We start from the raw sequence: 11,538 nt of genomic DNA, 5'->3' as shown, positions 1-11,538 counted from the left end.
ATTTTTTTATTTTTTTGTATTTTTAATAAAAGAAATAAACTAAAAAATAAATAAAACTCAAATAAAAAAAGCTATCACTACTTTCATAGTAATAACTGTAATTTAGTACTCACCTTGCTATATATTGTAACTATCAGATTTTTTGCATTTTGCTTATTATTATTCTCTAAATAAGTTTTATAAAGATCATAATATTTCAGTTCAATGTTCTCTATTTTCAACTCACTCTTGCTTAAACAAGGACATAAATTTGGTAAGAAACCAAAGTTAAGTCCTTGTTTATATAGAAAGGTTTTTATGTTTAAAACTGGAAATGTTTTTACAAAGTAAAATAAAATTTTAAAACTTTTAATAAATCTTTAACTTTACAAATATAATTAAATTTTCGCCTTTTAAGTTTTTAAAAAAGCAGTTTTCTTATATAATTAAAATTAATATGGAAACTTCAATGTATAAATCACTAATTTCAATTAAAGAAAAATATAATGAATTAAATAAAATTTTATTAGATGAAAAAACAATGAGTGATATAAAAAAATACACTCAAATTGTTAAAGAAATTTCTTCAATCAAAGACATAGTAGAAACATTTGACAAATATTTAGCATTTGAAAACACTATAAAAGAAGCTAAATTTCTTCTTGCAGAAAAAGATGCAGAAATTATTGCTTTTGCTAAATCTGAAATAACAAACTCTGAAGAGCAAATGCCTATTTTAGAAAAAGAACTTATTATTTTATTATTGCCAAAAGATGAAAATGATGAAAGAAACGTTATTATGGAAATAAGAGGGGCAGCTGGCGGCGATGAAGCAAACATTTTTGCTGGTGACCTTTTTAAAATGTACAATAAATGAGCTGATTCAAATGATATGACAGTAAAGGTTCTTGATTCTACATTTGCTGTAGCTGGAGGTTTTACTCAAATAGTTTTTTCAATTAGTGGTGAAAAAGCATATTCAAAACTTAAGTTTGAGTCAGGAGTTCATAGGGTTCAAAGAATTCCAGAAACTGAAACTCAAGGTAGAGTTCACACTTCAACTGCAACAGTTACTGTAATGCCTGAAGCAGATGAAGATGTTGAAATTGAAATTAATCCAAGTGATATTAGAGTAGATACTTTTAGATCTTCTGGTGCAGGTGGTCAATCTGTTAATACAACAGATTCTGCTGTAAGAATAATACACATTCCTACAGGTGTTATTGCTACTTCTCAAGATGGAAGAAGCCAAATAGCCAACAGAGAATTAGCAATGAAAATTTTAAAATCAAGACTTTATGACTTAGAAATTAGAAAAAAACAAGAAGTAGAAGGTGCTTTTAGAAAATTAGCCGGTTCTGGTGCAAGAAGTGAAAAAATAAGAACTTATAATTATCCACAAGATAGAATAACAGATCATAGAATTGGTTTTTCTACATCTTTAAAAAATGTTGTAGCAGGTCAATTAAATCCAATTATCGAAGCTTTATTAGCGGAAGAACAAGCAGAAAAGATTCAAAATGCAGGACTTGAATAAAAGAAGAGAAGCTTTATTACGAGAAAAAATAAGAAATAATTTACCATTAATAATTACTAATGAAGAAGAAAATAAATTAAAAACTTCAATGCCTATTCAACAAATTATTGGTTTTGTTCAAATGGACAGACTAAAATTTTTAATTACAGAAGATAAGGTTTTAATCCCAAGATATGAAACAGAAGAAGTTATTAATGAATCTTTAAAATTTTTGAATAAAAATTCTAAAGTTTTAGATATGTGTGCAGGTTCTGGTTTTATAGGATTAACTATTTTTGATAAGATAGGTTGTGAAGTAACTTTAGTTGATAATGATGAAAAAGCAATAAGTAAAATTTTGACTAATATAAAGGAAAATCACTTATTTTCGTCAAAAATTAAAGTAATTAAATCTAATCTATTTAAAAAATTAGATTCCAATCAAAAATATGATTTAATTATTTCTAATCCCCCGTATATACCTGAAAATATAAAACTGGATCACTCTGTTTTAGAATGAGAAAATCACAATGCATTATTTGCTAAAGAAGATGGAAATTACTTTTATAAAAAAATTATTAATGATGGTAAATCTTTTTTAAAAAAGGAAGGAATTCTTATATTTGAAATTTCAGATTGAAATTTAGATTATTTTAAGTCTCTTGAAAATTTAAATATAGAAATAAAAAAAGATATTAATCAAAAAAACAGAATAGTTATAATTAAAAAAGGAGAAAAATGATAGCTTATATAATAACTTTCTTAGCAATTCTCGTAGCAACAATTTTAACAATTTCAATCACTTTTATTAGATACAAGAACATAATTAATTTAAAAAATGTAGATTTAAAATTATGAAAAAAATTTCTTATTACAAATAAAAAAATTTCTCATTTTGATATTATCTACTTATTTTTTGAAATTATTTGTTTAATATTTGGAATAGGTTTTTTGATTATTGATTTTTTTAATTCTAAAACTTTTAATATCAATGTTATATTATTTATTGTTTCTATTGCTTATATTTTGTTTTTAACTTTTATTTCATTTATAGTTTATAAAATAAAATTAAAAAAAGAAAAGAAAAAAGCAAGCTGAGATCAAATTGAAGTAAATCAAAATGACTTAGTTTATTTTGAAAAATATTTAAGTAAAGATTTTTATTTTGAAGAAAATGAAGTCGTTGAATTTTACAAAAAAGAGGAAAATATTTCTTTTAAACTTTTAAATTATATAGATCAAAACAAAATAGATTTTAATGAAAAAATAAAACATGAAAAAGAAAAATTTATTAATATAATAACTTGTACTTTTTGATTTTATAATAGACTATACTTTGGAAAATCTTACATAAAAGTTAATGATACAAAAATTTATAAAAATGATAAAGATTTTTATCCTTTTATTCTTTGATATTCAATAAATTTTTATTTAAATAAGAATTGAAATAATTAAACAAAATTAGCAAACTTTCAAAAATGAAGTTTGCTTTTATCTTGAAAATAAATAAAGGAGTTTTATTGCATTTATTCAATTTTTTTAAAAAAATAAAATATAATTATTTATAAATTAATAACTAAGGAGAAACAATGAAAAAAATAAGAACTAGATATGCACCAAGTCCAACAGGATATCTCCATATTGGTGGAGCAAGAACAGCTTTATTTTCATACTTATTTGCTAAGCATTATAGTGGAGAATTTGTTTTAAGAATTGAAGATACTGATGTTTCGAGAAATGTTGAAGGAGGAGAAGAATCACAATTAAATAATCTGAAATGATTAGGTATTATTCCAGATGAATCACCAATAAATCCTAATTCAAAATACGGAAAATACAGACAAAGTGAAAAACTTGATAGATACAATGAATTAGTAGATTGATTAATTTCTAAAAACCTTGCTTATAAAGCATATGATACTTCAGAAGAGTTAGATCAACAAAGACAAGAACAAGAAAAACAAGGAATTTTCAGCTTTAGATATGATAGAAATTGGCTAAAAATTTCTGAAGAAGAAAAAGAAACAAGAGAAAAAAATAAAGAATATTCAGTAAGATTAGCTCTTAAACCTAATAAAGATTACGCTTGAAATGATATTGTAAGAGGACAAATTTCTGTAAATTCAAACGATATTGGTGATTGAGTAATAAAAAAATCTGATGGATTTCCAACTTATAATTTTGCAGTTGTAGTTGATGATCATGATATGGAAATCACCCATGTTTTAAGAGGTGAAGAACATATTACAAATACACCTAAACAACTTGCAGTATATGATGCTTTTGGTTGAGAAACACCAAAATTTGGACACTTAACAATAATTACTAATATGGAAGGAAAAAAACTTTCTAAAAGAGATTTAAGTTTAAAACAGTTTATTGAAGATTATAAAAATGAAGGTTATATTTCTGAAGCTATTTTTAACTTCTTAGCATTACTTGGATGAACAAGTGAAGATGCACAGGAAATCTTAAACCACAAAGAATTAATTGAAAAATTCGATGAAAATAGATTGTCTAAATCTCCTTCAAAATTTGATATTAAGAAAATGGAATGATTTTCTAAACAATATATGAAAAATCAAAGCAACACTATTTTAAAAGAACAATTACAACTAAATAGTGATTCTGCTTGAAATGAATTATTTGTAGAAACATATAAACAAAGTGCTGCTACTTTAAATGAAATTAAAAATAATTTAAGGATTTACAAATCTCCAAAAGATTTAACAGAAACATTTATAAAGGAAAACCCTGTAAATTTAGAAGTTATTTCTGTTTTTTACAGTCATTTAAATAATTTAGATTTTTCAATTGATAATATTCAAAAAGCAATAGACTTAACAAAAGAACAAACAAAATTATCTGGAAAGAATTTATTTTTACCAATTAGAATTGCTTCCACTCTTGAACAACACGGACCAGAATTAGCAAAAAGTATTTATTTATTTGGAGAAAACATTGTTAAAGAGAGATTGAAAAAATGACTATAAAATTTGTTTCAACAATTATCAAGGATGATGATAAAAAAGTAATTGAATTTATTTCTCCTTTAGAATTAGATAAATGAGAAGAATTTGATGCATTTATTTTTAAAGATCCAAATACAAATATTGCTATAAGAATTGAAGTTTCAAAAAACAAAGTTAATATTTTTCAAAGTCATGCAACTGTTAATTTAGAGTTAAATAAAGAAAAAGTATGTCCTTTTAAAACTGAATATGGTGAGTTAGATTTCATTTATAAAATGACAAAATTAGAAAGAGAAGAAAATTTTATTTCCTTTTATTACGATTTATTTTCTGCTAAAGAAGAATACATTTCAAGTTTTCAAATAGAATTATTTATAAATAGATAAAATGAAAAAATGAATTAAATGATTTTCTTTTCTTTCTTTACCTTTAGTTTTTACTTCATGTGGTTCAAAACCAGCACATCAAGAACCCATTACAAAGCAGACACAACAGGAACAACCGTCAAAAGAGAATGTTAACTCTTTTGTTCCAAGTAACAATGAAAAAGGACAAAAAGAATACAAAAAAAATAATGATTTAAACAAAAAAACAGATAATAATCAAGAATTATCATTTGATAAAATAAGAATTGGTCATTGAAATATTTTAAATCACACTGGAAAACAAGATTGAAAAAATGAAGCAATAGCAAAAATTATTAATCATGAAAATCTTTCCTTAGTTGGTTTAACTGAAGTTACAATTGATAATGAAAATAATGAACTTGCTGTTTCTAAAATAATTGAAAAATTAAAAGAATATGATCCTGATGGAGATTGAAAATATTTATTAAGTCCTAAATTATTTGGTAAAGGTAAAGAATCACAGCAAGAATATATAGGTATAGTTTATAAAAATAAATTTTTAGAACCAATTCCATTTGCTGGATATCAAAACAATAAAAACCCTTATTTAGGAATTCCTTATCCAAACCCAGAATTTACTTCTTACTTTAATAAAAAAGAAAAAACCGTTTATGCAAGACCACCATATGGAGCACATTTTAGAGTTAAAAATGAAAAACATAATGATTTTACCGTAGTATTCTCTCACTTTGATTCTCCAGGACAAAAAAGAGGTGTTGAACCAGCAGCGAGCGGTTATTCCGGTCAAGGTCAATTTGAAATAAATGAAGCTAAAGAGTTAAAAAATGTTTTAAATTGATTTGATTTACAAGATGGCAAAAATAACGATATTTTCTTTATGGGAGATACAAATATAAAGGAAAATAACGGAGCAAAAGCATTTGATTTAACAATTAAAGCAGGCTATAAAACATTACTTGATTGAAATTTAGAAACAAGTCTTGGCAGATCTCGACAATGATCGGAACCATATGATAAAATCCTTTATAAAGGTGATTTAAAAACTTCTAATGCTCAAAGATTTGATATATTTTCTGTCTTTAAAAAAAATATTATTGAAGAAAAAGAATGAAAGAAAAAAGTTGATAAAAAACCTTCAAAGGATAGCTTACAAAATTGAATTTTAAAAATTAGCGATCACACCTTAGTTTATACAGATTTAGATGTATCAAAAGATGACATAGACGAATAATAATATACAAAATTTTAGCACTCTAATATAAAATGTGCTAAAATTTTATTTATGAAAAAAAGAGATTATTATGAAGTATTAGAAATAAATAAAAACGCAACAGATAAAGAAATAAAAATAGCTTATAGAAAATTAGCTATGAAATATCACCCAGATAAAAATAAAGAAGCAGATGCAGAAGAGAAATTTAAAGAAGTAAATGAAGCATATGAAGTTTTATCAAATCCAGAAAAAAGAGCACAATATGATCAATATGGCCATGATGCTTTTGATCCAAATGCACAAGCAGGCTTTGGTGGATTTGGAAATTTTGGTGGATTCAGTGGATTCAGTGACTTTTTTGGAGATATTTTTGGTGGATTTGGCAGAAGAAAATCAAGAGAAAATTATCCAGAAGACGGTTCAGATTATAAAATTGAATATTCAATAAGTTTTCTTGAATCAATTTTAGGAACAAGCATAAAGAGAAAATTTGATAAATATAGCACATGTAATAATTGTCACGGTAGTGGAGCAAATTCTACAGCAGATATTAAGCAATGTAGTACTTGTGGTGGAACAGGAAGCGTTACAAAAGTTATTAAAACACCTTTTGGAGCAATTCAAAATAGTGCAACTTGTTCTGATTGTTCTGGTAAAGGAAAAAGAATTCAAAAATTATGTAAATTATGTTCTGGTAAAGGAATTATAAAAGAAAGTAAAGAGTTGACAGTTTCTATCCCTGCAGGTATTAAAGAAGGGCAATCTGTAGTTTTAAATGGATATGGTGGTCCTGGATTAAATGGTGGGCAAAATGGAGATTTATATATAGAAATAACTGTTAGAGATCATACGCATTACACAAGAGTTGGTGATGATATTCATTTAACTGTGCCAGTTTCTGTAATTGATATTATTTCTGAAAATCTTATCACAATTCCAACACCATATGGAAATGAAGAGATTAGAATGAATAATTCTTATAAATCAGGTGATGTATTAACTGTAAAAAATAAAGGTTCTAAAAATCCAAAAAATAATTCTTATGGAAACTTAAAAATTCACTTACAATTATATGTTCCAAAATTATCAAATTCAGAGAAAAAAGCAATGGAATCAATTTTTTCAGGTGTAAAAGATGATCGAAAAAATAAATGATTGAAAGATTTTGATTAATGAATGAAATTGACAAATATAAAGATGTATTTATTACTACAACCGATACAGTTGTTGGTATAGGAATTCCTGTAAAAACAAAAAAAATAGATCTTTTATATGAACTTAAACAAAGAGATATAAATAAAAAAATAATAATTTTAGTTGCTTCTATAGACCAAGCAAGAGAATTTCAAGAATGAAATTCACAAGCAGAGGAACTGGCTAAGAAATTTTGACCTGGAAATATAACTTTAATTGTTAATAATCAAGGTTTTAGAATGCCAAATCAAAAAGGATTACAGGCGTTTTTGGAAAAAACTGGTCCTTGCTGAGTAACAAGTGCAAATATTTCTGGTCAAAAAAATTTAACCCTAAAAGAAGCACAAAAAGTTTTTAATAAAATAAAACAAGTTTATAATTTTGGAGAAGGAAGCAACGAACCTTCACAAATTATAAAAGTAGAAACATTGGAAAGATTAAGATAGTATGGAAAAAATTAGAGTAGCATTCGCAAGCGATCATGCTGGTTATGATTTAAAAGTAAAAGTTTTAGAATATGTAAAATCCAAAGGATATGAAGTGGAAGATTTAGGTCCTTTTAACGGAGTAGAATCAGTATCCTATGCTACATATGGTAAAAAACTTGGAAAATATTTACAAAGCAAAAAAGCAGATATTGGAATGGGTTTTTGTGGAACAGGACTAGGAATTTCATATGCTTTAAATAGATTCAAAGGAGTTAGAGCAGCAAGAATTACAAATGTTAATGATGCTTATTTAGCAAAATTACACAATAACGCAAATGCAATCGCTTTAAGTGGTAGATTTACAACTTTTGAAGAAGCAAAAAAAATGGTCGATGAGTATTTTGAAACTAAATACGAAGGCGGAAGACATCAAGCAAGAATTGATGAGTTAGATAAATTAGACTAAATTTTAATTTAAAAAAGCAAAATATGGTAAAATTTCAATTGCAATATTTATATTGCCTTAGTGGAAGAGAAATCGTTATTACCACCAAGAGAAAGAAAGGAAGCTCGCAATGGCAAAAGAAATAGTTCGTGTTGCTAAATTGCAATTTAATGCTGGACAAGCTAAACCTGGTCCTGCATTAGCTGGTTTAGGTATTGTTATGCCTGAATTTACAAAGCAATTTAACGATCAAACAAGAGATAGAGGGAGCGAACCAGTTCCTGTAGCTATCACAATATATAAAGATAAATCATTTGATTTTAAATTATTCACTTCACCTGCTTCATATAAAATTAAACAAGCAGCAAAAATTCAATCAGGTTCTTCAAATTCTAAAACTAAAATTGTTGCTACAATTACTTTAGAACAATTAAAAGAAATAGCACAATACAAATTAGTTGATTTAAACACAGACTCATTAGATAAAGCTATGCAAACAATCGCAGGAACAGCTAAAAATATGGGTGTTTTAGTTGAAGGTTGAGACGATGTTGTAGCTGCTAAAAAAGAAGCTGAAAAACAAGCTAAAGCAAATGCAAAAGCTGCTGCTTCAGCTGCTAAACTAGAAGAAGATGCAAAAGCTGCTGCAGAAAATAAAGGTTTTGTAGATGCAGAAGTTATAAAAGAAAAACAAGAAAGTGAAGAAAACTAATATGAGAAAAATTGGTAAAAAACTTCAATCTGCAAGAGAACTTGTAGAAAAAGATAAAGTTTATTCTTTAGAAGATGCAATGGAGTTAGTAAAGAAAACTTCATATGCAAAATTTGATGCATCAGTAGATTTAGCAATTAGATTAAATTTAGATACAAGAAAAACAGATCAACAATTAAGAGGGGCTGTTGTATTACCTAACGGAACAGGAAAAAATATTAGAGTTTTAGTAGCAACAGATAATCCCGATATGCAAAAATCTTCAAAAGAAGCAGGAGCCGATTTAGTTTATACAACAGGTGAATTAGAAGAAGCTTTAAAAAATGATTTATTTGACTTTGATGTAATGGTAGTTGATCCAAAAATGATGCCTGTTTTAGGTAAATATGGTAAAAAACTTGGACCAAAAGGATTAATGCCTAACCCAAAAACTGGAACAGTTACTCCTACACCTTCAAAAGCTGTAGAAGAACTTAAAAAGGGTAAAGCAAACTATAGAGCAGATAAATCTGGTATTGTTCACTCATTAATTGGAAAAACTTCAATGAGTGCACAAGCATTAGCAGAAAATGCACAAACATTAATTTCATTAATTAAAAAATTAAAACCAAGTGTTGTTAAAGGTGCATATATTTTAAACTTAACAGTTTCTGCTTCAATGGGACCTTCAATTAAAATCAAGTTTGATTAATAATATACAGAAATTTCCTATAAATTAGGAAATTTTTCTTTCTTATTTTTTTAAAAATACATTATAATAATTGATATGATTCAATGATTCCCAGGCCATATGGCAAAAGCGATGAAACAAATACAAGAAAAACAAGTTTTAGCAGACTTGTTTTTAATTGTTTTAGATGGTAGAGCTCCAATAAGTAGTTACAATGAAGAATTTGATAAAATATCCCCTTCTAAGCCTAGGTTGTTTGTAATTACAAAAAGTGATATGTCAGATAGAAGTAAAATAAATAAAATTTTATCAAGATTTAATAGTGAAAATTCAAAAGTAATTTTTGTTAATTTAAAAGAAAATAGCAGTAAAAAAATAATTTTAAAAGCTATTAATGACCGATTGGAAGATAAGAGAAAAAAAGATTCTGCAAAAGGTTTACTAAAACCACGATTAAGAGTTTTTATTATGGGTGTTCCTAATAGTGGAAAATCTACATTAATTAATTTAATTTCAAATGCAAAAACTAAAGTTGGAGATATGCCAGGAGTAACAAAAGGACAACAGTGGATAAATGCAGGTGATATACAATTATTAGATACTCCTGGTATTTTATGACCTAAATTTCAAGATGAATTAATAGGGATCAAGTTAGCTATAATCGGTTCAATTAAACCTGAAATAATACCAAAAAAAGATTTTTTTAATTTCGGTTATAAACTTCTTTCTGAATATTATCCAAATAAAATTATTGACTTAGGTTTAACTCCTTCAACCGATGAAACAGAAATTTATAATAATTTATACAAGCTAGGAAAAATTAAACTTTTTCTAACTAAAAATAATCAACCAGACTTAGAAAAAACTATGCAATGATTTATAATATATTTACGAAAACTTACAAATGTTACATATGATTAGAAAGGAAAAATGAATAATAAATTACTTGTTTTAGTTCAAGATGATTTTCAAGATTTTGAATTAACTGCTGTAACTACAACTTTAGAAAGAGCGAAAACTTTTTCTGAAATAATTTTTTATAATAATAACGAATCAAGAGAATATATAGGAAAACACAAAATTGTAAAAATACAAACTAAAAAAGAAATTGATTTAAGTGAATTTTCAGCTATTTTTATTCCAGGCGGTAAGGGAGCAACTTATTTAAGAAAAGATTTTAAAAATTTAAATATAGTCAATCATTTTTTAGAAAATAAAAAATGAATTTTTGCTATTTGTGATGCACCAAATGCTCTTTTTGAAACAAAAATTTTTGATGATAAAACTGAATATGTAGGTTTTCCAAATGAATCTAAAAAAGGGGAAAAATTCCAAGACAAAAACATAGTGCATTTTGATAAAATTATAACCGCTAAAAGTGCTTTTTATTCATTGGAATTTTCACTAAAAATAATTGAAATTATTCAAGGAATTGAAATTAAAAAACAAATTTTAAAACAACTAACAGGATAAAAAATAAACATAATTTTTATAGTTTTAAATTAAAACATTTTAATATGACAACTATCAATAAGAAATATAAAAATTTAATTTCAATATTTAGTTCAAAAAACCAAAAAGTGTCAAAAATATTAGGAAAATTGCCCTATTTTTCCTAATTTTTTCCTTTTTTTATGATTTTTTTAAAAATATTTAAAAATTATAATGGGTAGAATATTAAAAAATTACCCAAAAAAGGAGAAAAAAAACATGGCAAAATTACATAGAATCATTACTTTCGTAGAGAAAAGAAAATTTATGGAATTAATTATTTTAATGCATAATAAATTAAAACTAGAACAAAGTTTAGAAATAAATTTAGATCCAAATAATCAAAATAAAATTGTTGCTGAAAAACCAGTTTCTATTTTTGAAAAAATAATGGACTTAATTGAACCAGAATATTCTTATATTTTAAGAAAAGAATTTCTTGAAAATAACAAAAACTGATTTAAAAAACATTGATCAAAAAGTACATACTATAAAAACCTAAATTTTTACTAAATTTCTATACTTAGTTAATTTTATTGTTTAATTCATC

General features: G+C 25.5%; 14 protein-coding genes. All 14 read left to right on the top strand.

The window, feature by feature from the left end:
* Positions 1-436 precede the first annotated feature (436 nt).
* The 14 genes from prfA to ACXX87_RS01375 all read left to right on the top strand — a co-directional run bounded on the left by prfA (position 437) and on the right by ACXX87_RS01375 (position 11,501).
* Entirely contained in the window at positions 437-1,516 is a 1,080-nt protein-coding gene (gene prfA, locus ACXX87_RS01440; RefSeq protein WP_458573131.1) for a peptide chain release factor 1, read from the top strand.
* Complete coding sequence (locus ACXX87_RS01435; protein WP_458557349.1) at positions 1,509-2,240, top strand: peptide chain release factor N(5)-glutamine methyltransferase; 732 nt, start codon at positions 1,509-1,511, stop codon at positions 2,238-2,240. Before prfA ends, ACXX87_RS01435 begins: the two co-directional genes overlap by 8 nt.
* The gene (locus tag ACXX87_RS01430) at positions 2,234-2,950 is read left to right on the top strand and encodes a hypothetical protein (protein WP_458573130.1); all 717 of its coding nucleotides are present in this window, start codon (positions 2,234-2,236) and stop codon (positions 2,948-2,950) included. The genes ACXX87_RS01435 and ACXX87_RS01430 overlap by 7 nt, the downstream gene beginning before the upstream one ends.
* Before the next feature lie 134 nt (positions 2,951-3,084).
* Positions 3,085-4,488, top strand: a complete 1,404-nt coding sequence (gene gltX / locus ACXX87_RS01425) for a glutamate--tRNA ligase (protein ID WP_458573129.1) — start codon at positions 3,085-3,087, stop codon at positions 4,486-4,488.
* Positions 4,479-4,853, top strand: coding sequence for a hypothetical protein (locus tag ACXX87_RS01420; protein WP_458557346.1), 375 nt, complete (start codon positions 4,479-4,481; stop codon positions 4,851-4,853). The genes gltX and ACXX87_RS01420 overlap by 10 nt, the downstream gene beginning before the upstream one ends.
* A 1-nt stretch (position 4,854) precedes the next feature.
* Complete coding sequence (locus tag ACXX87_RS01415; protein ID WP_458573128.1) at positions 4,855-6,066, top strand: endonuclease/exonuclease/phosphatase family protein; 1,212 nt, start codon at positions 4,855-4,857, stop codon at positions 6,064-6,066.
* Positions 6,067-6,117: 51 nt separating this feature from the next.
* A complete protein-coding gene (gene dnaJ, locus ACXX87_RS01410; protein WP_458573127.1) occupies positions 6,118-7,221 on the top strand; it encodes a molecular chaperone DnaJ in 1,104 nt (367 codons plus the stop codon).
* Positions 7,200-7,688: a Sua5/YciO/YrdC/YwlC family protein gene (locus ACXX87_RS01405; RefSeq protein ID WP_458557343.1), complete on the top strand. Its 489-nt coding sequence runs from the start codon at positions 7,200-7,202 to the stop codon at positions 7,686-7,688. The genes dnaJ and ACXX87_RS01405 overlap by 22 nt, the downstream gene beginning before the upstream one ends.
* A gap of 1 nt (position 7,689) precedes the next feature.
* Positions 7,690-8,136, top strand: coding sequence for an RpiB/LacA/LacB family sugar-phosphate isomerase (locus ACXX87_RS01400; RefSeq protein ID WP_436358897.1), 447 nt, complete (start codon positions 7,690-7,692; stop codon positions 8,134-8,136).
* 109 nt (positions 8,137-8,245) lie between these two features.
* On the top strand, positions 8,246-8,827 hold the full coding sequence (rplK, locus tag ACXX87_RS01395; protein ID WP_436358898.1) for a 50S ribosomal protein L11: 582 nt from the start codon (positions 8,246-8,248) through the stop codon (positions 8,825-8,827).
* Between the two features lies 1 nt (position 8,828).
* Positions 8,829-9,518, top strand: coding sequence for a 50S ribosomal protein L1 (rplA, locus tag ACXX87_RS01390; RefSeq protein WP_458573126.1), 690 nt, complete (start codon positions 8,829-8,831; stop codon positions 9,516-9,518).
* Between the two features lie 75 nt (positions 9,519-9,593).
* Positions 9,594-10,418, top strand: a complete 825-nt coding sequence (ylqF, locus tag ACXX87_RS01385; RefSeq protein ID WP_458557341.1) for a ribosome biogenesis GTPase YlqF — start codon at positions 9,594-9,596, stop codon at positions 10,416-10,418.
* 9 nt (positions 10,419-10,427) lie between these two features.
* Entirely contained in the window at positions 10,428-10,970 is a 543-nt protein-coding gene (locus ACXX87_RS01380; RefSeq protein ID WP_458573125.1) for a DJ-1/PfpI family protein, read from the top strand.
* Positions 10,971-11,207: 237 nt separating this feature from the next.
* On the top strand, positions 11,208-11,501 hold the full coding sequence (locus ACXX87_RS01375; protein WP_458573124.1) for an MG284/MPN403 family protein: 294 nt from the start codon (positions 11,208-11,210) through the stop codon (positions 11,499-11,501).
* Positions 11,502-11,538: the final 37 nt, after the last annotated feature.

This window comes from Mycoplasma sp. 613B (assembly GCF_054343485.1).
This window is presented reverse-complemented; position numbering and strand designations above follow the sequence as displayed.